Genomic DNA, 23,683 nt, shown 5'->3' with positions numbered 1-23,683 from the left:
TTCGCGGTGAGGCAGTATGCGGAACTCTTCCGCGTTCCCGGGGCGAAACCGGCCGAACTCTTCGCGCTGATCGGACGGTTCGGCTATGTCGCATGCGGGCTGAGCGTGCTCTTTCTGGGCACCGCGCGGCTGGGCATCGGCGTCGGCGGACTGGGCGCCAGCGGGCTCACCATCGGGGTGGCGCTGGGCAGCCCCGTCGCCGGGCGGCTCAGCTCGCGGTTCGGCACCTCCCTGGTGTACGCGGTGGGGGCGACCACCGGGGTGGCCGGCGCGGCGCTGGCGCTGTCCGGCGCCGAGGCCCGCTCCGTACCGGGGTTCCTCACCGGCGCGTGCGTCCTCGGCTTCACCACACCTCCGATCGGCGCGGCCATGCGGGCGCTGTGGCCGAGGACGGAGCTGCCGGAGCGGCTCCACGTCCCGGCCAACTCCTTCGAGTCCGTGGTCACCGAGCTGCTCTTCATCGCCGCACCGCCCGTGACCGGCGCCCTGGCCGCGCTCGACCCGCGGCTGGGCCTGGTGGTCGCGGACGGCTGTGTGGTGGTGGGCGGGGTGGGGTTCGCCTCGACCCGGCTCGTCCGCCGTCATCTGGGCGCGTCCGGCACGGCCGTACGCAGACGGGCGGCGCGCACGCTGTCACCGCCGGTGGTCTGGCTGCTGTGCGTGGCCGCGACCACCGCCGCGGTGGCGGGCGCGATGGATGTGGCCGTGGTGTCGGTGCTCGACGAGTCGGGCGCCGCGGAGTCCGCGGGCTACGTCCTGCTGGCGCCCGCCCTGGGGAGTGTGCTGGGTGGCGCCGTGTACGGACTGCTGCCCGCGGAGCGGATTCCCGGGCGCCGCTTCGGGCTGCTGCTGGCCGCCTGGCTGGTCCTGTTCACCCTGGTGTCCACCCAGTCCGGGCCCTGGGCGCTGGCGGGAGCGCTGTTCTTCGCGGGCATTCCCATGGCGGCCATCGGTATCGAGGAATTCACCTTGCTCGGCCGGGTGTGTGACGGGGAGGACCGGCTCCAGGAAGTGTTCACCTGGGCCGGTTCCAGCGCCAATGTCGGAGTGGCCGCCGGCAGCGCCGTGTGCGGATATGTGGCGGAGCATCAGGGCGGTTCTTCGGGCGGATGGATGCCCACGGCAGCGGTCGCCGTGGCAGGCGTCCTGTATTTCACCGGTTTCTCGCGCTTCAGACCCGCATCGGCTCCCGGGATCACCGGCCGGGCCGAAGCCCATCGTTGATGACTGTCTTTGGGGTAGACATGGCAATGCCGCACATCCTTGTCCTCGGCGGAATTCCCCGCATTCTCCAGAAGGCGTCCGCCCTGGGGCTGAGGATCACCAACTACGAGAAGCCCGGGGTTTTCGACCCGGCCATCATGGAGTACTGCGAGCGGGTCCATCTCTTCGACTACCAGGACATCGGACTGGTGACGGAGCTCACTCGGACCCTCCACGCCCATGACCCGTTCTCCCGGATCATCACCCAGAGTGAGATCGGCCAGGTGATCGCCGGGCATCTGAACACCGCCCTCGGTCTCCCCGGAAACAGCGCCGAGGTCACGGCCACCCTCCACGACAAGATGGCGCTGCGGGAACTGCTCAACGCCAAGGGCATCGGTCCTGTCCCGGCCGCCCGCAAAACCACCCACCAGGAGTTGCGCACCTTCGCCGCCGAACACGGCGGCGCGGTGGTGAAACCCGTCATGGGCTCCGGGAGTCTGGGCGTCCGCACCGTGCGTTCTCCCGAGGAGGTGGACGGGGCGTGGGAGTGGATCGACACCTATGGCGACGGTGACTTCATGGTCGAGGCGCTGCTCGAGGGCGAGGAGATCAGCGTCGAGACCTTCACCCTCGACGGTCGGCACACCGTGCTCGCGATCACCGGCAAGGAGACCGACGGCGGGGTGATCGAGCGCGGCCATGTCATACCGGCGGCGCTGTCCGCGCCGGACGCCGAGGCGGTCGCCGCGTTCACCCGGGAGGTGCTGGACGCGGTGGGCCTGGTGGACGGGGTGGCCCACACCGAGATCATGCTGACGGCCGCCGGGCCGCGGGTGGTGGAGTCCCACAGCCGCTGCGGCGGTGACCGGATCAGCAAACTGGTCGAGCTGGCCACCGGTGTCGATCTGGAGGACCTGCCCTTCCAACGCGAGGCTCGCGAGGACTTCACCGTGCCGCCCCCCGAGTCGCGGGGCGCGGCCGCGATCCGCTTCCTGAGGGTGGCGCCGGGGCGGGTCACCGAGGTGAGCGGGGTCGAGGAGGCGCGGGCCGCCGTGGGCGTGGCCGAGCTGAAGGTGTACGTGGACGTCGGGGACACGGTGCGGCCGGAGCAGTGGTCGGACGACCGGCGCGGCTATGTGCTGGTCCACGCGGCCACCCGGGAAGAGGCCGTGCGCCGGAGCCGGGAGCTGGCCGAGTCGATCGTCATCCGGACCGAGCCCGTCGAGGAGGCGCCCGCGGTGTCGATGCGGGATGTGCTCGCCCAGGCCCATGAAGTACTGGACCCGTTCGCATGAACTCCACCGACACCTCCGTGCTGGAGGAACAGCAGGCCATCGTCGACGAACTGGACCGCGCCATCGCCGCGCTGGTCCGGCAGCGCAGCGCGGCGGCGCGGCAGCTCGGCACGTTGCGCGGCGCCATGGGCGTACCCCGGTCCGAACTGGCCCGGGAGAACGGGCTCCTGCGCCACTACCACACCGAACTGGGGCCGCTGGGAAACCGGTTGGGGCTGCTGCTCCTGGAGATGGCACGGGACGTCTCGCGTGAGTGAGGCGCTGCCACCCGTCCGGCGTGACCGTCGCCGGGCGGCCCCGGTCACCTGCGAACCTCTCGTACGAAAAGTGTCAAACTACGATGGATCTCGTACGATGGGGCTGAACAGCCCAGGTGACGAGGAGCAGCAGTCGTGCAGACGCAGACCACGCCCCAGGCCCAGGTGACCGGCCGCTCGCTGGAGCACCCGCGGCGTGCGGAGATCCGTCTCGAGGACGTGCTGCACGCGCTGGCCGACCCGATGCGGATGCGGGTGGTGCGGACGCTGGCGGAGGAACCGGGCGAGGTGTCGTGCTCGGTCCTCGACCTGCCCGTCAGCAAGTCCACCACCACCCACCACTGCCGGGTGCTCCGCGAGGCCGGGGTGATCCACCAGATCTACCGGGGCACCGCCAAGATGAACGCCCTGCGCCGCGAGGACCTAGACGCGCTGTTCCCCGGCCTGCTCGACAGTGTGCTGGGCGCCGCCGCCCTTCAGGACGGACGCGTCGGCGGCGACCGGGGCTGAGTCGACGACCGGGGCTGAGCCGGAGGCCGGGGCTGAGTCGGCGGCCGGAGCCGGGCCCGTGGCCGCGGTCCGTCCGCCCGGCAGGTGGTTGAAGAGCATATTGAGCACGATGGCCGTCACACAGCCCGCGCTGATCCCGCTGTCCATCACCGTCTGGAACCAGTCGGGGAACTCCCGGTAGATCCCCGGCACTCCGACCGGCAGCAGCCCGATCCCGACCGACACCGCCACCACCGTGAGGTTGTGGTTGTCCCGGAAGTCGACGCCCGCCAGCGTCCGCAGCCCGCTCGCGGCGACCGTACCGAACATCACCAGCCCCGCCCCGCCCAGCACCGGGGCGGGGATCGCCGCCACGATCGCGCCCAGCTTCGGCACGAGCCCGAGCAGCACCAGAATTCCGCCCGCGGCGGCCACCACCCACCGGCTGCGTACCCGGGTCATCCCCACCAGGCCCACGTTCTGCGCGAAGGCGGTGTACGGGAAGGTGTTGAAGACACCGCCGAGCATCGTCGCCACGCCGTCCGCGCGGAGTCCGTCCGCCAGCCGCCGCCCGTCCACGGGGCGGTCGGTCATCTCGCCCACCGCGATGAAGTCACCCGTGGTCTCGGTCATCGTCACCACGGCGACGATCAGCATGGACACCACGGCCGCCGCCTCGAAGGTCGGCGTACCGAAGTGGAACGGGGTGGAGATGCCCACCCAGTGGGCGTCGCCCGCCCCGGAGAAGTCGGTGAACCCCAGTGGTACGGCGGCCGCGGTCCCGGCCACGATGCCGATCAGGACCGCGACCCGGCTGAGGAAACCGGGCCCGAAGCGCTGGATGGCGATCACGAGCACCAGTACCGCGGCGGCCAGCCCGATGTTCTTCGGCGCCCCGAAGTCCGGCGCGCCCTGGCCGCCCGCCGCCCAGTTGCCCGCGACCGGCAGCAGCGACAGCCCGATGACCAGGATCACCGTGCCGGTCACCAGCGGTGGGAAGAACCTCAGCAACCGTCCGAAGACCGGTGCCAGCAGCATCATCGCCAGTCCGGACACGATCACCGAACCGTAGATCGCGGGCAGCCCGCCGCCCTCGGTGCCGATGAGCACCATCGGGGTGACCGCGGCGAAGGTACAGCCCTGCATGATCGGCAGCCGGACACCGAACCGCCACAGCCCCACGCACTGGAGCACGGTCGCGATACCGCACAGCAGCAGATCGGCGTTGATGAGATAGGCCAGATCGGTGGGGGAGAGCTTCATCGCGCCACCGACGATCAGGGGCACGGCCACCGCCCCCGCGTACATGGCCAGCACATGCTGGAGGCCCAGGGCCGCGAGCCGGCCGGCCGGCGGTATCTCGTCCACGGGATGGCGTGCGGGGCGTTCGGCTGTCATGGCTGCTCCTTGCGCGGTACGGCGGGGGAGAGGGGGCCGGAAATCCCGGTCGCTGGGGTGGGGAGTGGCGGACTCGACGCAAAAGGATTCAACAATCTGTTGATTTCAGGGCCGTTGGCGACCGGTGTCAACCCCTGGGACCGGATCCGTGGCAGTGAACGCGGGATCCGCGACAGCCGGAAGTGGGGTTTGGGAGCGGTGAGTGCGCCGGGTCCGTGGCGGTGGGTGCGCTTGATTCATGGCAGGCGGAAGCCGGGTTTCGGAGCGGCGTGCATGCCAGGTCCGTGGCGGCGGGTGCGCCTGATTCGTGGCAGCCGGGAACCGGTTTCGGCGTGGCGGGTGCGTCCGATTCGTGGCAGCCAGGAGTCGGGTTTCGGAGCAGCGGGTGCGTCCGAGTCATGGCAGTGGGCGCGGCCCGATCCATGGCCGCGGGCGCGCCCGATCCGTGGTGACGGTCAGTCCCGTCCGTGCGCCGCGCCGAGGAGTCCCGTCCAGTCCGGGATCTTCACCGTCGGGCGCCCCAGCGTCTCCCCGAGCGCCGCCTCCGCCGCCTCGATCCGCAGCCACCCCGGCCACTGCACCGGCTCCAGCCCGGCCGCGCGCAGCTCCCGCAGCGGATCCTCGGCCACCGGGCGGGCCGCCAGCGTCTCCGCGTCGGCCAGCAGCGAGGCCACGGTCTCCTTGGCGCAGGGGCGGTTGGTGCCGATCACGCCGGTCGGTCCGCGCTTGATCCACCCCGCCACGTACTCACCGGTCGAGGGCGCCCCGTCGCGCAGCACCCGCCCCGCCGCGTTGGGCACCGTGCCGCGGTCGGCGTCGAACGGCAGTCCCGGCAGCGCCACGCCCCGGTAGCCCACCGACCGCAGTACCAGTTGGGCCTCGATCTCCTCGAACACCCCGGTGCCCGCCACCCCGCCCCCGGCGTCCGGGGCGGTCCGCTCGAAGCGCACGGCATGCACCGCGTGTTCGCCCAACAACTCCACCGGGCGCAGGAAGAAGCGCAGATGGATCCGGCGCGGACGGCCCAGCGGCTCCCGCTGTGCCCAAGCGCGCAGCACCTCGACATTGCGCCGGCTGTGCCCCGGGAGCCCCGACGGATCGCCGTACGCCGGGTCGAGCGCCAGCTCCTCGGGGCGCACCAGCACCTCCGCACCGGTCAGCGCGCCCAGCTCACGCAGTTCCTTGGTGGTGAACTTCGCCTGTGAGGGACCGCGTCTGCCGACCATGTGGACATCGGTCACCCGGCTGTCGGCGAGCGCCCCGAGCGCGGCGTGCGGTACATCGGTGGGGCGCAGCTCCTCCGCTCCCCGGGCCAGGATCCGCGCGACGTCCACCGCCACATTGCCGACCCCGATCACCACGGCGGAGCGGGCGCCGAGTGCGAAGGCGTCGCCCGGTCCGAAGGCGTCGCCGGGCGCGTCCGGGTGGGCGCTGTACCAGGAGACGAACTCGGTGGCCGAGGCGCTGCCCGCCAGATCCTCGCCGGGGACGCCGAGCCGGCGGTCGGTCGCCGCCCCGACGCAGTAGACCACCGCGTGGTAGAGCCCCAGCAGCCGCTCGGGCGTCAGCGGCGGCGGCCCCACCAGCACATGGCCGAGGAAGCGCACCCGGGGGTGTTCCAGCACGGCGCGCAGGGTGTTCTGGAGCGACTTGATCTTCTCGTGGTCCGGGGCGACGCCGTAGCGCACCAGTCCGTAGGGGCAGGGCAGCCGGTCCAGCACATCCACCGTCACCTCGGGGACAGATTCCCGCTGGACCAGCGACTGGGCCGTGTACACCCCGCTCGGCCCGGATCCGACGACCGCGACACGCAGCACGGAGGAGCTCCTTCCGGAGGATGTCTCCAGCATCCCACCGGGAGGGGGCCGCTGGGAGTTGCCTGTGCGCCGTTATGACCGGCACGGGTGACGGGGCACCGCCGGGCGGGCGCCCTCGGCTGACGGCCGGTGAGACGGCTCCGGCCCCCGGCGCCGCCCACCGGAGCGTCCGCCCGGAACGTCCGCCGCGAACTGGAACGTCCGCGGCCCACCCGAGCCATGCCCCCGCGGCCCCGGCCCCGGCCCCGGCCGCGCCGCGCCAGGCCGCCCGCCTCCGCGCTACGTCAGCCCCCGCATCCGCAGGATCTCGCTGCTCTGCTGCGCGATGACATCGCCCGCCATCTCCTCCACCCGGACGTTGTTGCCCGTGCCGAGTACATCGGTGGCCATGCTGACCGCGCCCCGGTGATGGGCGATCATCAGCTTCAGGAAGAGCCGGTCGAAATCGGCGCCCTTGGCGGCGCGCAGCGCGTCCAGCTGCTCCGGCGTGGCCATCCCGGGCATCGCGCCATGCTCTTCGTGTCCGCCCGTCCGGCCGCCCCCGTTGGTCTTCAGCCAGCCCTCCATCGCGTCGATCTCCGGCTGCTGACCGGAGGCGATACGCTCCGCGAACCGTCTGAGCTTGCCCGATCCGGCCCGGTCGGGCACCAGAGCGGTCATCACCAGGGCCTGCCGGTGGTGCTCGATCATCATGCGGACGTAGGCCCGGTCCGCCGAGTTGGGGGAGTCGTCGTCCCCCGCCTTCGCCGCCTCGTCGGCCGACAGGGTCCGGGCCGGTTCACCGGGTGCGCCCGGTGCGATGACCGCCGGGCCACCGTCCTTCCTCTTGCCCGTATCGGCCCTGTCCCCGCCCTGTCCGTCGCACCCCGCGAGGGCGAGTGTCAGGGCGGCGGTGACCGCCGCGAGCGTGAGGGACGCGGTGTGGAGCGACGTACGGCGGTGCGACACGTTGCCTCCCGGGGCGGTGGGCAATTCTTCTGACGATTATGGCCCTCACTATTGTTATGTACATGGAAGGCGCGATACTTCCCTCGTCCCCGAACCGTTCAACCCCGAACGGAGCCAGAGGACATGGGAGGCGCAGTGAAGCCCTGGGACAGATCCCCGCACCGGCGCAGATACCTCGGAGCGGCCTTCGCAGCCATCGGCCTGGTGGCCTCGTTGCTGGCGGCCGGACCGGCGGCCGCGACCCCCGACCCCGGTGACGCCCCGCGCAGCGAGCGGGTGACGAAGGGTCAGGCGAACGACACCCGGTCCGCCATCGAGAACGGCGGGATCCCCGGGGTGGACGAGATCGTCCACAGCGACAACGTCAGCCACCTCGCCAACATCCCCAAACAGGACCTCAAGGGAACCAACTCCGACCTGGCCTTCCAGGGCCGCTATGCCTTCGCGGGCAACTACGACGGCTTTGTCATCTACGACATCAGCCGGCCGAAGAGCCCGAAGGTCGTCAGCCAGGTGCTCTGCCCCGGTGCGCAGAACGACGTCTCGGTCTCCGGCGATCTGCTCTTCCTGTCGACCGACTCCTCGCGCAACGACAACTCCTGCGCCAGCACCACCCAGCCCGCGACCGAGAAGTCCTCCTGGGAGGGCATGAAGGTCTTCGACATCAGCGACATACGGAACCCCAAGTACGTCGCCGCGGTCGAGACCTCCTGCGGTTCACACACCCACACCCTGGTGCCCGAGCGCAGCAACGTCTACATCTACGTCTCCTCCTACTCGCCCAGCGAGACCTTCCCGGACTGCCGGCCGCCGCATGACGGCATCTCCGTGATCAAGGTGCCGCGCCAGGCCCCCGAGAAGGCCGCGGTGGTGGACTTCCCCGTGCTCTTCCCGGACGGCGGCAACCCCGGCGGCCCCACCAACCCCGGTGTCTCCCAGACCACCGGCTGCCATGACCTCACCACCTTCCCCGACCTGGAGCTGGCCGCGGGCGCGTGCATGGGCGACGGCATCCTCCTGGACATCGCCGACCCCGCCAAGCCCCGGGTGATCGACCGCGTCGAGGACAACGTCAACTTCGCCTTCTGGCACTCGGCGACCTTCAACGAACGCGGCACCAAGGTCGTGTTCACCGATGAGCTGGGCGGCGGCGGTGCCGCCACCTGCAACGACCGGATCGGTCCGAACCGCGGCGCCGACGGCATCTACGACATCACCGGCAAGGGCGACAAGCGCAAGCTGGTCTTCCGCGGCTACTACAAGATCCCGCGCCACCAGGCCGACACCGAGAACTGCGTCGCCCACAACGGCTCGCTGATTCCGGCCAAGGGTCGCGACATCATGGTCCAGGCGTGGTACCAGGGCGGCGTGTCCATCTGGGACTTCACCGACTCCAGCCACCCCGAGGAGATCGGCTACTTCGAGCGCGGCCCGCTCTCCGCCGACACCCTCATCGGCGGCGGCGCCTGGTCCGCGTACTACTACAACGGCCATATCTACTCCAACGACATCGTCAAGGGCCTCGATGTCCTGAAGATCGACGACAAGCGCACGGACAGCGCCCGGAGTGTCCGGCTGCCCCAGCTCAATGTGCAGACCCAGCCCGACTACCGCTGACGGTCGGCCCCGGAGGTCAGACCTGCCCGCCGGGCGGCTCCTCGCCCGGCGGGTCGCCGAGCTCCCAGTCCAGGCCGTAGCGGTGGAACAGCTCCGCCCGCAGCCGCCCCGGAGCCATCGGCGCGCCCGGCAGCAGCACGGCCACCACCGCGCCCATCAGCAGCGCGCGCAGCAGCCGGTAGTCCTCGTCGGGGTCCTCGGAGCCGTAGCGGACCACCACCTCCCGCAACAGCCCCGCCAGCCGCTGCTGTTCGGCGCACTGGATGAACCCTTCGGCCGCGAGGATCCCCGCCATATGCGTCCGCATCAGCCGTGGCCGGTCCCGGGCCAGGCCCAGGATCGCGTCGATCGCCCGCGCCATCAGCTCCCGGCCGGACCCCTCGCCCTCCGGGACCGGCTCCCGCTCCAGCGCCCCGGCCAGCTCCGTGTGCATCAGCCGGTGTACGGCGGTCTGGAACAGCTGCCGCTTGCCCGGGAAGTAGTACGACACGAGCCCCCGGGCCGCCCCGGCCCGGTCGGCGATGTCACCGAGCGTCGTCGCCTCGTACCCGCGCTCGCCGACCAGCTCGACCGTCGCCTCCAGCAGACGGGCCTGGGAACGGCGGCGCAACTCCTCATTGACCGATGCGCTGCGGGGGGACATGCTTACTCCTGCGTTGGCTGGCTCAGAGCCAATATACTCAGACCGGCATCCGGCTGTCCGGCGATCACTCGAGGATGGCTTGTTGCCTCCGTCGGTTCGGGCGACGCGGGGGATCGTCCGAACCGGCGGCTTCGCACCACGGCGCGACGCACTGCTCAGGGGGGTGTGGTGCGGTCCGGGAACAGCTCCAGGACCGCGCGCAAAGCGTCCGGCCGCCGGTCCACCGGCAGATGGTCGACCAGGTACACCCGGCACCCCACAGCCGCCGCACCGCCGTCGGCGCGCCGGTCGTCGCCCACCATCAGGGCCTCGTGCGGGGCCAGCGACAGCGCGTCGCAGGCCGCCCGGAACAGGCGGGGGTCGGGCTTCTGCGCCCTGTGCTCGTACGAGAGCGCATACGCGTCCACCAGGGGATCCAGGCCGTGGGCCCGGAAGACCGGGCGCAGATCCCAGCCGATGTTGCTGACCACCGCGATCCGTACCCCGCGCCGCCGCAGCTCACCGAGGACCCCGGCGGCATCGGGGTACGGCCGCCAGGCGGCGGGCTGCCGGTGGCGTGCGTACAGGGCGTCGTACAACTCGGAGTGGGGAAGCGGTACTTGGCGGGCCAGCCCCGTGAAGGCGGCGCGGTGCGACTCGGCCGTACGGTCCCGGGCGCTCCACACCTCCGCCAGCTCCAGCGGGACCGTGGCCGGCGGCGCGCCGCCCGGGAGCGCACCGGCCTCCTCCAGGGCGCGGGCGTACCGCGCCAACTGCTCCTCGGGCAGGACCGTCCCGGTCTCCTCCAGCGCCGCCCGCAGCCAGGACTCGGCGGACTCGATCCGGAACAGCGTCCCGGAGAAGTCGAACAGCACACCCCCGAGCGGCCCACTCCGCCCGTCGGCGCTCAGCGGTTCCATCACAACCACCCCTTGATCAACTATGCCATGGGGAAACGGAGTTGCGCGTCGGCGCCGTTCGCGGGCCGTAAGCCGTTTTGCCTGGATCAACCCGAAAAGGCCCTGCCGGGTCAGAGGCGCACCGGTCCCGGTTCAGACGCGGTCGCCGGTGACCGGCCACTGGACGGCGACGGTCTTGCCCTGCGCGGTGAGCGTGACCTCCATCCGCCGGGCCAGCCGGCTGATGATGTGCATCCCCCAGCCGCCGCTGCCGTCCGACACACCGGGACGCGGAACGGGCGGACTGCTGCTGCTGTCGTGGACGCCGACGACGAAGACGCCGTCGGCCAGCGTCGCGGTCAGCGACCAGGAGCCGGAGGTGTGCCGGATCGCGTTGGTGATCAGCTCGCTGATGACGGTCTTCACCACCGACGCGTCCACGGCCGGGCAGTGTTCGGCGAGGAACGCGCCGACGAGATCCCGGGCATCGGCAAGGGACACCTCGTCGGATCGCAGCGTCAGCATCGTGCCTCCCTGCCCTGCTCGTACAACCCTTGCTCGTACAACGTGCCGCCCACCGGACCGCGGTGGGGCCCGGGTCATCCGCCGCCGATCGCGGCCTGGGCGGTGCCGGGGCCGGACAGTGCGGCAGATACCTCTCGGTGCCCGTGACGGCGGGTAGTGGTGGGGCCCGCGCCGGCGCGGGGGCCCGTCAAGAATACGGGCGGGCCAGGGAGCGGCCTCCGGCCTCCCCGGTCACCGTTCGTCTCCTTCGGACCTGCCGCCGCGCACCGTGTACGGATACGCGGCGGCCGCGGCATACACCAGCGCGGCCCCCAGCAACCAGCCGCCCAGCACATCGCTGGGCCAATGCACCCCGAGATACAGCCGGGTGAAGCCCACGCCGCATACCGACACCGCACCGGCCACCGCCACGAGCCGCAGCCACCGGTCCCGCGCTCCGTGCAGCGTCATCACCCACAGCAGCAGACCGCAGGCCACGGTAGCGGTGAGCGCGTGGCCGGACGGGAAGGCGGCGTAGTGCGCGGAGTCCACCGGATCGGGCCAGTGCGGACGCTCCCGGCCGACGGCCGCCTTGATCCCTTGCTGGAGCAGGGTGCCCAGCGCCGCCGTGGCCGCGACCCATACGGCGAGCCGCCACTCCCGGCGCCACAGCAGCCACCCCACCACCAGCGCCAGCAGCGCACGCATCGTCCAGGGGTCCCAGACCCAGTCCGACAGCACCCGGGTGGTCTCGGTCCAGCCGTGGTGCGTCACGGCGGAGTGGTGCAGGGACACCGCGATGTCCCGGTCGGCGCGGTCCAGTGGCCCCCAGGAGGCGGCCACTGGCGCGAGCAGGAGCAGGAAGAGCGCGAGGAGCACGGCCGAGGTGCGACCGGGGTGGCGGAACGGCGGCTGCATGTCTCCGATGATCGCCGACGGGCCGGGCCGGGTGCCAGGAGGGTGGTGGCAGGCGGGCCGCGGCGGGGGAGTACGACCGGGCGGGCTCCCTCAGCCCAGCACCCGCAGCTCAGCCCAGCAGCGGGCTCTCTCAGCCCAGCACCCGCAGTGCCGGGACCAGCGTCACCAGCAGCGGTACGACCGGTACGAGCACCGCCGCTGCCGTCAGCCGCCAGCGGCGCCCCACCGGGAGGCGTGAGGCGGGCGCCAGCAGCCGGTCCACCCGCTGCGGCACCTGGGCGAGACCGCTGGGGCAGGGGCCGAACACCCCGCGGTCCTCATTGAGTTCGACCAGCGCCAGCGCGGTGGTGGTCCGCCCGAAGCGGCGCGAGGCGGAGTCGTCGGCGGCCAGCTCCACCAGCCGGTGCACCTCGTCACGGAACGCCGCGAAGACCGGCACCTGCGGAAAGCCGCCGGCCAGCGCTCCCGAGCAGTGCTGGAGCCAGTGGTGCCGGGCGCGCGCGTGGCCCTGCTCATGGGCGATGACGGCATCGAGCCGACGGCCTTCGAGGCGGCGCAGCGCGGCGGTGGTGATGACCAGTTGAGGAGTGGGGCCCGGCAGCAGCCAGGCGTCGGGCCGGTCGCTCTCGAGTACGACAAGACGGTCCCCGGAGGGCTCCTCACCGGGCAACACCGGTGAGCGGACGAGGAGTTCGGCCCGGTGCCGCTTGCGCGAGGCACGGGCGCGGCGGATCTCGCGGGTGAGCATCACCGCGCTCCACACCGCTCCGGAGGCGAGCGCGAGGGCCACCGGCGCGGCCCACGGCCCGTAGCCGCCGAGTGCGTATGCCTCCACCACGCCGTGGGGCGCGGCCGCGAAAACGTTCCCGCGTACGGCCTCCGAGGCGGCCGCGGCGGTGAGCGCCATGGTGAGCGCACAGCACAGCAGCACGGCGACGACGACGCACTGCCACACCCAGAGGGCGAGTATGGGTTCGCGGTCGACCCAGTCGGAGCGGGACATCAGGCGTGGCGCCATTGCCGCCGCCAGTGCGCCCAGGCCCATCAGTACGAGCGGGACCATCATGGCCGTCACCCTATGGGCGCGGGGTCGGGCCGGGGTACGGTCCCGCGGGCGAAGTGACGCACACCACGGCGCGTCCGCGCATGGTTCAGAGCGTGAGGAGCATGGCGAACATCCCGATCGCCATCGAGAGCCTGCACGCATGCCCCAGCTCGGGCCGCCGCGACCAGGCGACGGGGCGGGTGCCGCGGTGCGTCCCGCCGTCCGCGCCGCCGCCCGCGCCGCCGCCCGCGCCGCTGTCCGTGAGCGGTACCAGCCGCAGCCCGCAGCGCACCACATAGACGGCGAAGTAGGCGAGCAGCGCTCCGGTGAGCAGCGGTACGCCCGCCGCCATCCGCCCCTGCGCCAGGGCGCCGGAGTGCTCATGGCCGCCGGTGGTGCCCGGTGTCATGGCGAGCGCCGTATAGACCATCGCCAACGCCCCTATGGCGTGGTGCAGATGGTGTCCGCACCACCCCGCGCCCCCGCGCACCGGCAGCAGCACCCGCACCGCCGCGACACCGAAGACCACGGCGAAGGCGGGCGGCCCCCAGGGCCGCGGATCCAGCACGGCGGACGGCACCGCCATCACCGCCATCCCCCAGCCCATCAGCGCCTCGGCCCCCGCGGCTCGTCGCCTCGCGCCCGGTGGCTCGCCCCGCATCCGCACCAGGCAGTACGCACCGCTCGCCGCGCACAGCACGACCAACAGCCAGCCGACGAGCGGCGGTCCGTGCACGGCACACCTCCCGGGACGGATGTGTACCGGCAGGATTCCCCGGTCCACCCCGGACTACGGGAGCGCACAGGCGCAGTGGGGGAGCGCACCGAGGGTGTCCGGGCCACGCGCTACGGTGCGGCGGATGGAGAGGAGCCGCCGGGTGAGCCACCCCGTCCACCCCGACCACGACGTCCACCCCGTCCCCGACAACCACGACAACCACGACATCCACGACATCCACGACGAGATCGAGGCCCGTCTCGTCGCCCTGGTCGAGGGGCGGCTGAGCCGGGACGCCGCCGACCGGTGGGCCGCCCAGTGGCTCACCGATGACACGCTCGCCCTGGACGAGCCGAGCCGCTGGGCGCTGGAGCTGCTGTACGGGGTCGACCTTCCCGGGCCGGACGGCTGCCCGCTCCATGACGACGCGCAGATCCGGGGCTGGCTCGAGGAGTTCCGGCGGCGCCGGGGTGTGGCACGGTGAACACGCCGCCCATGGATCACCGAAGGAGAGCCCGTGTCGAACCCCCCGCTTCCCGAGGCCGCCGTCGCCATGCTGAAGAAGGTCAACAGCGCCGTCATCGCCACGCTGCGGCCCGACGGCCAGCCGGTGTCCACGGCCACCTGGTACCTGTGGGACGACGGCCGGATCCTGGTCAACATGGACGAGGGGCGCAAGCGGCTCCAGCACATCCGCGACGACCCCCGGGTGACCCTCACCGTGCTGGACGAGCACAACTGGTACACCCACATCAGCGTCATCGGTCGCGTTGTCGAGCTGCGCGAGGACACGGACCTGGCCGATATCGACCGGCTGGCCCGGCACTACATCGGCCAGGACTACCCGCAGCGGGACCGGGCCCGGGTCAGCGCCTGGATCGGCATCGACCGCTGGCACGGCTGGGGCGAGATGAAGGACAGCGGCCAGCCCGGCTGACCCGTACCCGTATCCGTACGCCCTGTCGCGGGCGCGGGCCCTCCCCTGCTGGGCGTCAGGGCCGGTAGCGCAGCGGATGGTCCTCCGGGACCTCCACGACCGCGATCCGCACGCCGTCCGGGTCCGCGATCCACATCTCGACCAGCCCCCACGGCTCCTGGACCGGCGGCCGCAGCACCTCCACGCCCCGCGCGGTCAGCTCCTCGTACGCCGCCGCCGCGTCCGCGACCTGGAGCCACAGCTGGAGGCCCGGCGCGGGCGGGGTGTCGGAGCGGCCGGAGAGCTCGAGGAAGCCGCCGCCGAGGAAGTAGACCGTGCCGCGCTCAGGTCCGGTCCCGAACTCGCGGTAGACCGCGAGCCCGAGCGCCTCGCCGTAGAACGCCCGGGAGCGCTCGGGGTCCGTCGGCCGCAGCAGTGTGCGGCTGCTCAGTACGTGCACCATGTCCGCGACCCTACGCACCCGATGCGGCGGTTCCGCGGGCCCGCGGCTCGTTTCACGCCGTGTAGCGCGCCGCCCGCCGGATCTCCGGGAAGTCGGTGGTGCCGCCGTCCAGGCCGAGCCCGCGGGCCAGCTTCAGATGGTCGGGGGTGTTCACCGTCCAGCCGATGACCTTGAGGTCGGCGGCATGGGCCCGCTCCACCAGCTCCAGGGTCAGCCTGCGGATGTTGAGCACCAGCATTCCGGCGCTCACCGTGCGTGCCCGGTCGATCACGTCCAGGCCGTAGCGGCTGGCGACGAGCGCGGTGCGCACCTCCGGCAGCAGGGTGCGGATCTCGGCGAGCGCCTCGTCGTGGAAGGAGATGACGTCCACCCGGTCCAGCAGATTGCGCCGGGTCAGGACCTCCGCCAGCGCCCGCGCGGCCGCCACGTCCTTGATCTCGGCCTGGAGGGGTGCCCGCACCGCGTCCACGACCTCCTCGAAGACCGGGATTCGCTCGCCCTGCCCGGCGTCCAGCTCGCGCAGCTCGGCGAGGGTGCGGTCGCTGATCGGCCCGGTGCCGTCGGTCGTCCGGTCCACCTCGGCGTCATGCATCACCACCAGCGCGCCGTCCTTGCTGAGGTGCAGGTCCAGCTCGATGACGTCCAGACCCTCGTGCTCGGCGCGAACGAACGAGCGCAGGGTGTTCTCCGGCTCGACGCCCATCACTCCACGGTGTCCGATGGTGAGAAAAGACAAGGCTGTCTCGCTGTTCTGTCGGCCGCCGACGGGGGTGGTGGCGGCGGGCTGCCCGGACGGGCGCACAGCCTAACGGCCGACCGTGACAGGAAGGCTGAAGCACGGCCGGGGCATGGGTTGGCCCGTATGGGGCAGGAAAAACAGCGGTACCGCGGGTGTGAGGCAGGACAATTTCCGGTAACGCCTCTTGAGCGAAAGAAGCGTCCATGGATACCGTGGGATCACGATAGTTTCTTCGGCGAAGGAGAGGTCATGACGGAAATCCTTTCGTCCGCCATAGCGGACGGTGGCGTTCTGCCTGCGGAGCGTGTTGTCGAGCGCCCGGCATGGCTGGCTCTGAAGGATGCTGTCGAAACGATTCGCCCGTGGCAGTCCAAGGACGGTTCGATCGACTTCGACGCCGAGGGCGCGCCCTCCCGTGCCACCGCGGCGGCTGCCGCCGATCGGGTGATCAAGGCGATCGAGGAGCTGGCTCCGCTGCTCCCGCACAACGCCGAGTACCACCGTGCGCTGGTCGCCGATCTGCGCCGCTGGGCCGACGGCGGTTTCGAGGTGCCCGACTTCCTGGACTCGCTGCTGGCCTTCCAGCCCGCCCAGGGGCGGACCGACGGCCGCCAGCACCTGGTCGTCTTCCCCATGTACACGCAGAACGGCAATCCGAACCGCAATCTGGAAGCCGTCGTGCTGCGCATGGTCTGGCCGGACTGGCTGGCCGAGCTGGAGCGCACCCGCTACGACAACCCGCTCTACCTCGGCCTCGCCTTCGAGGACTTCACCGCCGGGTACGACACCAACTCCGCGGTGCTCTTCCCGGAGACCATCGCCGTCCGTGAGGCCCCCGAGCGGTTCAGCTGGGGCGGGATCTTCTGCGACCGCGAGGCCGCCCGCTTCCGCCGGGTCAGCGAGGCCGCCGTCCGCGCCCTGGGCATCGAACTCCCCGAGGACATCGCGGAGATGCTGGCCGACCAGCACCGCTGCCAGGAGGCGTTCGCCCTGTGGGACATGGTCCACGACCGCACCCACAGCCACGGTGACCTGCCCTTCGACCCCTTCATGATCAAGCAGCGGCAGCCGTTCTGGATGTACGGCCTGGAGGAGCTGCGCTGTGACCTCACCGCCTTCAAGGAGGCCGTGAAGCTGGAGGCCGAGGGCGTCGCCCAGGCCCGCGACGTGCAGTACGCCGTGATCTTCGACCGGATGTTCCGCTTCCCGGTCACCGGCGACCGCGTCCGCAACTACGACGGCCTCGGCGGCCAGTTGCTCTTCGCCTACCTCCACCAGCACGACGTCGTACGCTGGACGGACAACACCCTGCACATCGACTGGTCCCGCGCCTCGCAGGTCACCAATCAGCTGTGCGGCGAGATCGAGAAGCTCTACCGCGACGGTATCGACCGCCCCAAGCTGGTCCACTGGTTCAAGGCGTACGAGCTGGTGTCCACCTATCTGGCACCGCACCCCGGCTCGGTGTGGGCCAAGGGCCCCGACGCCCTGGACCTGACCCAGCCGCCGCGCAAGCTCGTCGACGACGTGCTTCCCGACGAGTTTCCGCTGAGCATGTTCTACGAGGCCCTCGCCAAGAAGCTGCGTGACGTGGTTGCCTCCACCAAGGGGATCACGGCCGACGACGATGTGCGGGCGGCCGCATGAGCCCCGTCGACGGACAGACGGACGGACATGCGGCAGGGAACACCGAGGAGGCAACGAACATGACCACACCGACGTCGAGCCCGAGCCCCAACGAGCCGGGCGGCAAGGGCCCCCTCGAGGGCGCGGTCGTGGCGGTGGCGGGGGCGGCCGGCCCCGCGGGCCGCGCCACACTGCTCCGGCTCGCCGAGGCCGGAGCCACCGTCGTGGCCTCCGACGCCGACCCGGCCCGGCTGGCCGAGGCGGTGGACGCCGCGCGTTACGCCCATGGCGGCGCCACCGTCACCGGCGACACCGTGGACCTGCTGGACCTGGGGGCGACCCGGGAGTGGGCCGACCGCACCGAGAAGGAGTTCGGCCGGGTCGACGGCCTGGTGCACCTGGTCGGCGGCTGGCGCGGCAGCAAGACCTTCGCCGACGCCCCGCTCGCCGACTGGGACACCTTGCACAATCTGCTGATCCGCACCGCCCAGCACACCTCGCTCGCCTTCCACGACGCCCTCCAGCGCAGCGGCAAGGGCCGCTATGTGCTGGTCAGCGCGGCGGGCGCGTCCCAGCCCACCGCGGGCAACGCCGCGTACGCCGCGGCCAAGGCCGCCGCCGAGGCATGGACGCTCGCGCTCGGCGACTCCTTCCGCAAACTGGGGGGCGAGGGCGGGCCGTCGGCCGCCGCTGTCATCCTGGTGATCAAGGCGCTGGTGCACGACGCCATGCGCGCGGAACGCCCCAACGCGAAGTTCGCGGGCTTCACGGACGCCAAGGAGCTGGCCGAGGCCATCACCGGGGTCTGGGACCGGCCCGCCCAGGAAGTGAACGGAACCCGCCTGTGGCTGACCCCCAAGCCGTGAGGACCGACGCCCGTCGCCATCACGACCCCGAGATACGCGGATTCGCCAGCGACAACTACGCGGGGGCGCATCCGGAGATCCTCGCCGCGCTCGCCCTCGCCAACGAAGGCCACCAGGTCGCCTACGGTGAGGACGACTACACCGCGCACCTCCAGTTCATCATGCGCAGCCACTTCGGCCCCGACGCCCAGGCGTTCCCGGTCTTCAACGGCACCGGCTCCAATGTCGTCGCCCTTCAGGCCCTCACCGACCGCTGGGGCGCCGTCGTCTGCGCCGAGACCGCGCATATCAACGTCGACGAATGCGGCGCCCCCGAGCGCGTCGGCGGGCTCAAGCTGCTCACCGTGCCCACCGAGGACGGCAAGCTCACCCCCGACCTCATCGACCGCCAGGCGTGGGGCTGGGACGACGAGCACCGGGCGATGCCACAGGTCGTCTCGATCGCCCAGAACACCGAGCTGGGCACGGTCTACACGGTGGACGAGATCCGGGCCATCTGCGACCACGCCCATGAGCGGGGGATGAAGGTCCATCTGGACGGGGCCCGGATAGCCAACGCGGCCGCGTCCCTGGATGTGCCGATGCGGTCGTTCACCAATGTGGCGGGCGTGGACATCGTGTCGTTCGGCGGCACCAAGAACGGCATGCTGTTCGGCGAGGCCGTCGTGGTGCTCAACCCGGACGTCGGGCACGCCATGAAGCATCTGCGCAAGCTGTCCATGCAGCTCGCCTCCAAGATGCGGTTCGTCTCCGTCCAGCTCGAGGCGCTGCTCGCACGCGATCTGTGGCTGCGCAACGCCCGCCAGGCCAACGCCATGGCCCGGCGTCTTGCCGAGGGCGTGCGCGAGGTGGACGGGGTGAAGATCCTCTACCCGGTCCAGGCCAACGCGGTCTTCGCCCGGCTGCCGCACGATGTGAGCGAACGCCTCCAGAAGCGGTACCGCTTCTACTTCTGGGACGAGGCGGTCGGCGATGTGCGCTGGATGTGCTCCTACGACACCACCGAGGAGGACGTCGACGGCTTTGTCGCGGCGCTGAAGGAAGAGATGGGCAAGGCGTAGCGCCGGGCGATCGACGCGATCGACGCATGAGGGGCGGACCGCACAAGCGGCCCGCCCCTCATGTCGTGTCCGCGTCTCCGAGCGGACCCGCTGACGTCCGGTGCGGTTCGGTTGCGCCCCGAAGGGGCGCGGGGCTGTGCCGATGTGCGGCTCCGCCGCGTGGGCGCGACCAGCCACGAGGCAGCCGCGGACGAACGACGGCACCTCGCGGCACTTCCGGCGGAGCGCTCAGCGGCCGCGGTCCAGGGCCAGCGCCTCGGCCGGGGTGGGCGCCGTACCGCCGAGGTGGGCCGGGACCCACCAGGTGTCGTCCGGGTCCTTCGGCCGTACCGGATACGCCCGCTGCGCCGCCTCCAGCAGCTCCTGGACCCGGCCCCGCAGCCGCTCGGTCAGGGTGCCCGACGGCTCGCTGGGATCGGCCTCCATCGGCTCCCCGATCCGCATGGTGATCGGGAAGTGGTTGCGGCCCAGCGCCCGCTTGTGGCCCTTGGTCCACAGCCGCTGGGTGCCCCACAGCGCCATCGGCAGCAGCGGAACGCCCGCCTCCTGGGCCAGTCGTGCCGCGCCGGTCTTGAAGTTCTTCAGGGTGAACGAGCGCGAGATGGTCGCCTCCGGGAAGACCCCGATGATCTCGCCCGAGCGCAGCGCCTTCAGGGCGTGCTTGTACGCCTCCATACCCGCCGCCCGGTCCACCGGGATGTGCTTCATGGCGCGCATCAGCGGTCCGGACACCTTGTGCCGGAAGACCGACTCCTTCGCCATGAACCGCACCAGCCGCTTCGACGGACGGGCGGTCAGCCCGCAGAAGACGAAGTCGAGATAGCCGATGTGGTTGCTGACCAGAACCGCGCCGCCCCGCTGCGGGACATTCTCGGTGCCCTTGATGTCGAAGCGCAGATCCATCGCCTTGAACATCGTGTGGGCGACGCCGACGACCGGCGGGTAGACGAGCTCTGCCATAGAGGGACCCTTCGTCGATGTTCCGGGGAGGGCTCTCCCGGCGGAAGTTACGCGGCCGTAGGTTTGCGGCTTCTGCCAGATGCTGCCCGATGTCGGGTTCTGGGGCTACCGCACGGCACGGCCCTGCCGGGAGATCCTCATCACGTCCGGGAATCTCCACGGGCGCGGAAACGCTGCATGAGGGACGGCCCAAGGGTGGCCGACGAACGGGTGAAGGAAGGACGGCGAGGTGCGCGACGGGGACCGGAGCGGGCGGCTGAGCGCCGCCGAGCTGGGCGGAGAACTGGGACGGCGGGCGACGCTCGTCCAGTTCTCCAGCGCCTTCTGCCAGCCCTGCCGGGCCACCCGGCGGACGCTGGGCGAGGTCGCCGCGATGGTGGACGGCGTGGTCCACCTCGAGATCGACGCCGAGGCGCGGCTGGAGCTGGTGCGGGCACTGGACGTGGTCCGGACCCCCACCGTGCTGGTGCTGGACGCCTCCGGCCGGATCGTCCGCCGCGCCGCCGGACAGCCCCGCCGGGCCGATGTCATCGCCGCCTTGGGTGATGCGGTGTGACGACCCCCATCCCGGCCCGCACTTGACGGTGTGCTCCGGGCGTCGTCAGGGTGAACGTCATGCGGCCTGGACTCCTTCTCTACGGACGCGTGCACGTGGATCTGCTGCGGACCGCGAGCGCACGCTTTCCGGGCGGGTGAGCGACGACGAATCAACGGCTCCCCCCGCTCGTACTCTCCCGCAGAAGGGCACCTTCATGACGGCAACGCCCGAACTGGGCACGCCCCGGCTCGCCGCGTCCGAACCCACCTCCCACTTCTCCGCTGCCGTCGACCCCTCCACGCTGCTCCGCTCGGTCTTCCGGCGGCATGCGGCCGGGGTGGCCGTGATCACCGCGCGCGGCGAGAAGCCCGTGGGGTTCACCGCGACCTCGCTCGCCTCCGTGGCCGCTGAGCCCCCGCTGCTCTCCTTCGGCGTGGGCACCGCCTCCTCGAGCTGGCCGGTGATCGCCGAGGCCGGGCATGTCGGCGTGCACATCCTGGGGGAGCACCAGCGGGAGCTGGCCGAGACGTTCGCCCGCAGTGGTGCGGACCGCTTCGGGCCGGGCACCGGCTGGCGCCCGGGGCCGGAGGGGGTACCACTGCTGGACGGGGTACTGGGGTGGCTGGTGTGCCGGGTGGCGGCCCGGATACCCGCCGGTGACCACCATCTGGTCATCGGCGAGGTGACCGCCGGGGATCCGGCGGGGGCGGGCCGTCCGCTGCTGTACCACCAGGGTCGCTTCAACGCACTTCGGGACTGAGAAGTCCCGCTGATCGTCCGTTGGCAACGTCACAGTTCATACGGCTTGCGAACAGGGAATGAGCTGGCTGTACTGACGAGTAATATTTCGTTCGGTACGGGGGCCGCTTCGGCCGGGAACCGAACGGATACCGCCCCCGAAGGCGCCTATGCTGCCAGCACAAGGCAGCTCGGAAGAGACGATGCAGTAGGAGAGCCGGCGTGAGCTTGAGGATCGTTGTCTGTGTGAAGTACGTGCCCGACGCCACCGGCGACCGGCACTTCGCCGAAGACCTGACTGTCGACCGCGACGATGTGGACGGCCTGCTCTCGGAGCTGGATGAGTACGCGGTCGAGCAGGCGCTCCAGATCGCCGACGAGGCGGACGACGCGGAGATCACGGTGCTGACCGTGGGTCCGGAGGACGCCAAGGACGCGCTGCGCAAGGCGCTGTCCATGGGGGCGGACAAGGCCGTCCACGTCGAGGACGACGATCTGCACGGCACCGATGTGCTGGGCACCTCGCTGGTGCTGGCCAAGGCCGTCGAGAAGACCGGTTACGACCTGGTGATCTGCGGTATGGCGTCCACCGACGGCTCCATGGGTGTCCTTCCGGCGCTGCTGGCCGAGCGCCTGGGCGTTCCCCAGGTCACCCTGCTGTCGGAGGTCTCGGTCGAGGACGGCACCGTCAAGGGCCGCCGCGACGGCGACACGGCCACCGAGCAGCTCGAGGCGTCGCTCCCGGCCGTGGTGTCGGTGACCGACCAGTCGGGCGAGGCCCGCTACCCGTCCTTCAAGGGCATCATGGCCGCCAAGAAGAAGCCGGTGACCTCCTGGGACCTGGACGACCTGGAGATCGACGGGGACGAGGTCGGTCTGGACGGTGCCTGGACCGCGGTCGACTCCGCCACGGAGCGCCCGGCCCGCACCGCGGGCACGATCGTCAAGGACGAGGGCGAGGGCGGTAAGCAGCTCGCCGAGTTCCTGGCCGGCCAGAAGTTCATCTGAGCCGCGCCGTCCCACCGCCCCCGACATCTCGCATTTCGCAGGAGAGCGATTCCCATGGCTGAAGTCCTCGTCTATGTCGACCATGTGGACGGTGCCGTCCGCAAGCCCACCCTGGAGCTGCTGACCCTGGCCCGCCGTATCGGCGAGCCGGTGGCCGTGGCCCTCGGCGCCGGTGCCGAGGCCACCGCCGCCACCGCCGCCGAGTACGGCGCGGTCAAGGTCCTCACCGCCGACGCGCCCGAGTTCGCCGACTACCTGGTGGTCCCGAAGGTGGACGCGCTGGAGGCGGCGTACCAGGCTGTCTCCCCGGCCGCCGTGCTGGTGCCGTCCTCCGCGGAGGGCAAGGAGATCGCGGCCCGGCTCGCGCTCCGCATCGGCTCCGGCATCATCACCGACGCCGTCGACCTGGAGGCCGGTGACGAGGGCCCGGTGGCGAGCCAGTCGGTCTTCGCCGCCGCGTTCACCACCAAGTCCCGGGTCTCCAAGGGCACGCCGGTCATCACTGTCAAGCCCAACTCGGCCGCCCCGGAGGCCGCTCCGGCCGCGGGCACCGTGGAGCCGCTGAGCGTCTCCTTCGGTGACCAGGCCACCGGCACCAAGGTCGTCTCCCGCACCCCGCGCGAGTCGACCGGCCGTCCGGAGCTGACCGAGGCCGCGATCGTGGTCTCCGGTGGCCGTGGTGTGGGCGGCGCGGAGAACTTCCCCGTCGTCGAGGCGCTCGCCGACTCGCTGGGCGCCGCCGTGGGCGCCTCGCGCGCCGCGGTGGACGCGGGCTGGTACCCGCACACCAGCCAGGTGGGCCAGACCGGCAAGTCGGTCTCGCCACAGCTGTACATCGCGGCGGGCATCTCCGGCGCGATCCAGCACCGCGCCGGTATGCAGACCTCGAAGACCATCGTGGCCATCAACAAGGACGCCGAGGCCCCGATCTTCGACCTGGTCGACTACGGCGTGGTCGGTGACCTCTTCGAGGTCGTCCCGCAGCTCACCGAAGAGGTCAAGTCCCGCAAGGGCTGATCTCCGCCGAGCCCGCCC

27 protein-coding genes are annotated in these 23,683 nt (G+C 71.5%); 15 read left to right on the top strand and 12 right to left on the bottom strand.

Translation table 11 applies throughout. From position 1 onward, the window contains the following. The first annotated feature begins 6 nt into the window (after positions 1–6). The 4 genes from AC4BEG_RS04360 to AC4BEG_RS04345 all read left to right on the top strand — a co-directional run bounded on the left by AC4BEG_RS04360 (position 7) and on the right by AC4BEG_RS04345 (position 3,268). Complete coding sequence (locus tag AC4BEG_RS04360) at positions 7–1,224, top strand: MFS transporter (protein ID WP_490704588.1); 1,218 nt, start codon at positions 7–9, stop codon at positions 1,222–1,224. Between the two features lie 20 nt (positions 1,225–1,244). Beyond that, positions 1,245–2,501 (top strand): ATP-grasp domain-containing protein, encoded by a 1,257-nt coding sequence (locus AC4BEG_RS04355; protein ID WP_490704587.1) that lies wholly within the window; start codon positions 1,245–1,247, stop codon positions 2,499–2,501. After that, positions 2,498–2,758, top strand: coding sequence for a chorismate mutase family protein (locus AC4BEG_RS04350; protein WP_490704586.1), 261 nt, complete (start codon positions 2,498–2,500; stop codon positions 2,756–2,758). The genes AC4BEG_RS04355 and AC4BEG_RS04350 overlap by 4 nt, the downstream gene beginning before the upstream one ends. 135 nt (positions 2,759–2,893) lie before the next feature. Further along, on the top strand, positions 2,894–3,268 hold the full coding sequence (locus tag AC4BEG_RS04345) for an ArsR/SmtB family transcription factor (protein ID WP_490704585.1): 375 nt from the start codon (positions 2,894–2,896) through the stop codon (positions 3,266–3,268). On the opposite strand, the gene AC4BEG_RS04340 is transcribed toward AC4BEG_RS04345, so the two are convergent. The 3 genes from AC4BEG_RS04340 to AC4BEG_RS04330 all read right to left on the bottom strand — a co-directional run bounded on the left by AC4BEG_RS04340 (position 3,182) and on the right by AC4BEG_RS04330 (position 7,410). Beyond that, positions 3,182–4,645, bottom strand: a complete 1,464-nt coding sequence (locus tag AC4BEG_RS04340) for a nucleobase:cation symporter-2 family protein (RefSeq protein WP_490704584.1) — start codon at positions 4,643–4,645, stop codon at positions 3,182–3,184. The two genes, AC4BEG_RS04345 and AC4BEG_RS04340, sit on opposite strands and share 87 nt — an antisense overlap. 455 nt (positions 4,646–5,100) lie before the next feature. Next, a complete protein-coding gene (locus AC4BEG_RS04335) occupies positions 5,101–6,462 on the bottom strand; it encodes an FAD-dependent oxidoreductase (protein WP_490704583.1) in 1,362 nt (453 codons plus the stop codon). Between the two features lie 279 nt (positions 6,463–6,741). Further along, positions 6,742–7,410 carry a DUF305 domain-containing protein gene (locus AC4BEG_RS04330; RefSeq protein ID WP_490704582.1) on the bottom strand — a complete coding sequence of 223 codons (669 nt, stop codon included), beginning with the start codon at positions 7,408–7,410 and terminating at the stop codon, positions 6,742–6,744. A gap of 123 nt (positions 7,411–7,533) precedes the next feature. On the opposite strand from AC4BEG_RS04330, the gene AC4BEG_RS04325 reads away from it, so the two are divergent. After that, on the top strand, positions 7,534–9,027 hold the full coding sequence (locus tag AC4BEG_RS04325) for an LVIVD repeat-containing protein (RefSeq protein ID WP_490704581.1): 1,494 nt from the start codon (positions 7,534–7,536) through the stop codon (positions 9,025–9,027). A gap of 16 nt (positions 9,028–9,043) precedes the next feature. On the opposite strand, the gene AC4BEG_RS04320 is transcribed toward AC4BEG_RS04325, so the two are convergent. The 6 genes from AC4BEG_RS04320 to AC4BEG_RS04295 form a co-directional block, all read right to left on the bottom strand. Beyond that, entirely contained in the window at positions 9,044–9,670 is a 627-nt protein-coding gene (locus AC4BEG_RS04320) for a TetR/AcrR family transcriptional regulator (RefSeq protein WP_490704580.1), read from the bottom strand. A gap of 155 nt (positions 9,671–9,825) precedes the next feature. After that, positions 9,826–10,569: an HAD family hydrolase gene (locus AC4BEG_RS04315; protein WP_490704579.1), complete on the bottom strand. Its 744-nt coding sequence runs from the start codon at positions 10,567–10,569 to the stop codon at positions 9,826–9,828. A 132-nt stretch (positions 10,570–10,701) separates the two neighbouring features. After that, positions 10,702–11,073 (bottom strand): ATP-binding protein, encoded by a 372-nt coding sequence (locus AC4BEG_RS04310; RefSeq protein ID WP_490704578.1) that lies wholly within the window; start codon positions 11,071–11,073, stop codon positions 10,702–10,704. A gap of 231 nt (positions 11,074–11,304) precedes the next feature. Continuing rightward, positions 11,305–11,970, bottom strand: a complete 666-nt coding sequence (locus tag AC4BEG_RS04305) for a phosphatase PAP2 family protein (RefSeq protein WP_490704577.1) — start codon at positions 11,968–11,970, stop codon at positions 11,305–11,307. 130 nt (positions 11,971–12,100) lie between these two features. Next, positions 12,101–13,036: a M56 family metallopeptidase gene (locus tag AC4BEG_RS04300; protein ID WP_490704576.1), complete on the bottom strand. Its 936-nt coding sequence runs from the start codon at positions 13,034–13,036 to the stop codon at positions 12,101–12,103. A gap of 85 nt (positions 13,037–13,121) precedes the next feature. Next, positions 13,122–13,751: a DUF5134 domain-containing protein gene (locus AC4BEG_RS04295; protein ID WP_490704575.1), complete on the bottom strand. Its 630-nt coding sequence runs from the start codon at positions 13,749–13,751 to the stop codon at positions 13,122–13,124. A gap of 124 nt (positions 13,752–13,875) precedes the next feature. Between AC4BEG_RS04295 and AC4BEG_RS04290 the strand changes: the two genes are divergently transcribed. Together AC4BEG_RS04290 and AC4BEG_RS04285 are read left to right on the top strand one after the other, a co-directional pair. After that, positions 13,876–14,217, top strand: coding sequence for a hypothetical protein (locus AC4BEG_RS04290; RefSeq protein ID WP_490704574.1), 342 nt, complete (start codon positions 13,876–13,878; stop codon positions 14,215–14,217). 33 nt (positions 14,218–14,250) lie between these two features. Continuing rightward, on the top strand, positions 14,251–14,670 hold the full coding sequence (locus tag AC4BEG_RS04285; RefSeq protein WP_490704573.1) for a PPOX class F420-dependent oxidoreductase: 420 nt from the start codon (positions 14,251–14,253) through the stop codon (positions 14,668–14,670). Between the two features lie 55 nt (positions 14,671–14,725). Here AC4BEG_RS04285 and AC4BEG_RS04280 read toward each other — a convergent pair whose 3' ends face one another. Both AC4BEG_RS04280 and AC4BEG_RS04275 read right to left on the bottom strand, forming a co-directional pair. Next, positions 14,726–15,112 carry a VOC family protein gene (locus AC4BEG_RS04280; protein WP_490704572.1) on the bottom strand — a complete coding sequence of 129 codons (387 nt, stop codon included), beginning with the start codon at positions 15,110–15,112 and terminating at the stop codon, positions 14,726–14,728. Between the two features lie 52 nt (positions 15,113–15,164). Continuing rightward, positions 15,165–15,848, bottom strand: a complete 684-nt coding sequence (locus AC4BEG_RS04275) for a glycerophosphodiester phosphodiesterase (protein ID WP_490704571.1) — start codon at positions 15,846–15,848, stop codon at positions 15,165–15,167. Between the two features lie 252 nt (positions 15,849–16,100). Between AC4BEG_RS04275 and AC4BEG_RS04270 the strand changes: the two genes are divergently transcribed. Genes AC4BEG_RS04270 through AC4BEG_RS04260 form a run of 3 tightly spaced genes read left to right on the top strand, consistent with a single transcriptional unit; the run spans position 16,101 to position 19,404 of the window. Then, positions 16,101–17,498, top strand: coding sequence for a DUF6421 family protein (locus AC4BEG_RS04270; RefSeq protein WP_490704570.1), 1,398 nt, complete (start codon positions 16,101–16,103; stop codon positions 17,496–17,498). A 59-nt stretch (positions 17,499–17,557) separates the two neighbouring features. Continuing rightward, positions 17,558–18,343, top strand: coding sequence for an SDR family NAD(P)-dependent oxidoreductase (locus AC4BEG_RS04265; protein ID WP_490704569.1), 786 nt, complete (start codon positions 17,558–17,560; stop codon positions 18,341–18,343). Continuing rightward, positions 18,340–19,404: a threonine aldolase family protein gene (locus AC4BEG_RS04260; protein ID WP_490704568.1), complete on the top strand. Its 1,065-nt coding sequence runs from the start codon at positions 18,340–18,342 to the stop codon at positions 19,402–19,404. The genes AC4BEG_RS04265 and AC4BEG_RS04260 overlap by 4 nt, the downstream gene beginning before the upstream one ends. A gap of 228 nt (positions 19,405–19,632) precedes the next feature. Here the strand turns inward: AC4BEG_RS04260 and AC4BEG_RS04255 are convergent, their stop codons facing one another. Further along, positions 19,633–20,364: a lysophospholipid acyltransferase family protein gene (locus AC4BEG_RS04255; protein WP_490704567.1), complete on the bottom strand. Its 732-nt coding sequence runs from the start codon at positions 20,362–20,364 to the stop codon at positions 19,633–19,635. A 229-nt stretch (positions 20,365–20,593) separates the two neighbouring features. Here AC4BEG_RS04255 and AC4BEG_RS04250 point away from each other — a divergent pair, with 229 nt between their 5' ends. The 5 genes from AC4BEG_RS04250 to AC4BEG_RS04230 all read left to right on the top strand — a co-directional run bounded on the left by AC4BEG_RS04250 (position 20,594) and on the right by AC4BEG_RS04230 (position 23,665). Then, positions 20,594–20,920: a TlpA family protein disulfide reductase gene (locus tag AC4BEG_RS04250; RefSeq protein ID WP_490704566.1), complete on the top strand. Its 327-nt coding sequence runs from the start codon at positions 20,594–20,596 to the stop codon at positions 20,918–20,920. A 59-nt stretch (positions 20,921–20,979) separates the two neighbouring features. Further along, the gene (locus AC4BEG_RS04245) at positions 20,980–21,060 is read left to right on the top strand and encodes a putative leader peptide (RefSeq protein WP_490706978.1); all 81 of its coding nucleotides are present in this window, start codon (positions 20,980–20,982) and stop codon (positions 21,058–21,060) included. Between the two features lie 56 nt (positions 21,061–21,116). Then, entirely contained in the window at positions 21,117–21,662 is a 546-nt protein-coding gene (locus tag AC4BEG_RS04240; protein WP_490704565.1) for a flavin reductase family protein, read from the top strand. Positions 21,663–21,862: 200 nt separating this feature from the next. Then, positions 21,863–22,648, top strand: a complete 786-nt coding sequence (locus AC4BEG_RS04235) for an electron transfer flavoprotein subunit beta/FixA family protein (protein WP_201873406.1) — start codon at positions 21,863–21,865, stop codon at positions 22,646–22,648. A gap of 54 nt (positions 22,649–22,702) precedes the next feature. Next, complete coding sequence (locus tag AC4BEG_RS04230; protein WP_201873407.1) at positions 22,703–23,665, top strand: electron transfer flavoprotein subunit alpha/FixB family protein; 963 nt, start codon at positions 22,703–22,705, stop codon at positions 23,663–23,665. Positions 23,666–23,683: the final 18 nt, after the last annotated feature.

This window comes from Streptomyces sp. JLBJ103 (assembly GCF_058215575.1).
The sequence above is the reverse complement of the archived record's forward strand: the minus strand, read 5'-3'. Positions and strand labels throughout refer to the sequence as shown.

What these genes read in the sequence shown, in the direction of transcription:
- AC4BEG_RS04355 (WP_490704587.1), top strand. Translation starts at nt 1,245, where the DNA reads ATGGCAATGCCGCACATCCTTGTCCTCGGCGGAATTCCCCGCATTCTC.
- AC4BEG_RS04350 (WP_490704586.1), top strand. Translation starts at nt 2,498, where the DNA reads ATGAACTCCACCGACACCTCCGTGCTGGAGGAACAGCAGGCCATCGTC.
- AC4BEG_RS04340 (WP_490704584.1), bottom strand. Translation starts at nt 4,645, where the DNA reads ATGACAGCCGAACGCCCCGCACGCCATCCCGTGGACGAGATACCGCCG.
- AC4BEG_RS04325 (WP_490704581.1), top strand. Translation starts at nt 7,534, where the DNA reads ATGGGAGGCGCAGTGAAGCCCTGGGACAGATCCCCGCACCGGCGCAGA.
- AC4BEG_RS04320 (WP_490704580.1), bottom strand. Translation starts at nt 9,670, where the DNA reads ATGTCCCCCCGCAGCGCATCGGTCAATGAGGAGTTGCGCCGCCGTTCC.
- AC4BEG_RS04315 (WP_490704579.1), bottom strand. Translation starts at nt 10,569, where the DNA reads ATGGAACCGCTGAGCGCCGACGGGCGGAGTGGGCCGCTCGGGGGTGTG.
- AC4BEG_RS04310 (WP_490704578.1), bottom strand. Translation starts at nt 11,073, where the DNA reads ATGCTGACGCTGCGATCCGACGAGGTGTCCCTTGCCGATGCCCGGGAT.
- AC4BEG_RS04305 (WP_490704577.1), bottom strand. Translation starts at nt 11,970, where the DNA reads ATGCAGCCGCCGTTCCGCCACCCCGGTCGCACCTCGGCCGTGCTCCTC.
- AC4BEG_RS04300 (WP_490704576.1), bottom strand. Translation starts at nt 13,036, where the DNA reads ATGATGGTCCCGCTCGTACTGATGGGCCTGGGCGCACTGGCGGCGGCA.
- AC4BEG_RS04290 (WP_490704574.1), top strand. Translation starts at nt 13,876, where the DNA reads ATGGAGAGGAGCCGCCGGGTGAGCCACCCCGTCCACCCCGACCACGAC.
- AC4BEG_RS04280 (WP_490704572.1), bottom strand. Translation starts at nt 15,112, where the DNA reads ATGGTGCACGTACTGAGCAGCCGCACACTGCTGCGGCCGACGGACCCC.
- AC4BEG_RS04270 (WP_490704570.1), top strand. Translation starts at nt 16,101, where the DNA reads ATGACGGAAATCCTTTCGTCCGCCATAGCGGACGGTGGCGTTCTGCCT.
- AC4BEG_RS04265 (WP_490704569.1), top strand. Translation starts at nt 17,558, where the DNA reads ATGACCACACCGACGTCGAGCCCGAGCCCCAACGAGCCGGGCGGCAAG.
- AC4BEG_RS04255 (WP_490704567.1), bottom strand. Translation starts at nt 20,364, where the DNA reads ATGGCAGAGCTCGTCTACCCGCCGGTCGTCGGCGTCGCCCACACGATG.
- AC4BEG_RS04245 (WP_490706978.1), top strand. Translation starts at nt 20,980, where the DNA reads ATGCGGCCTGGACTCCTTCTCTACGGACGCGTGCACGTGGATCTGCTG.
- AC4BEG_RS04240 (WP_490704565.1), top strand. Translation starts at nt 21,117, where the DNA reads ATGACGGCAACGCCCGAACTGGGCACGCCCCGGCTCGCCGCGTCCGAA.
- AC4BEG_RS04230 (WP_201873407.1), top strand. Translation starts at nt 22,703, where the DNA reads ATGGCTGAAGTCCTCGTCTATGTCGACCATGTGGACGGTGCCGTCCGC.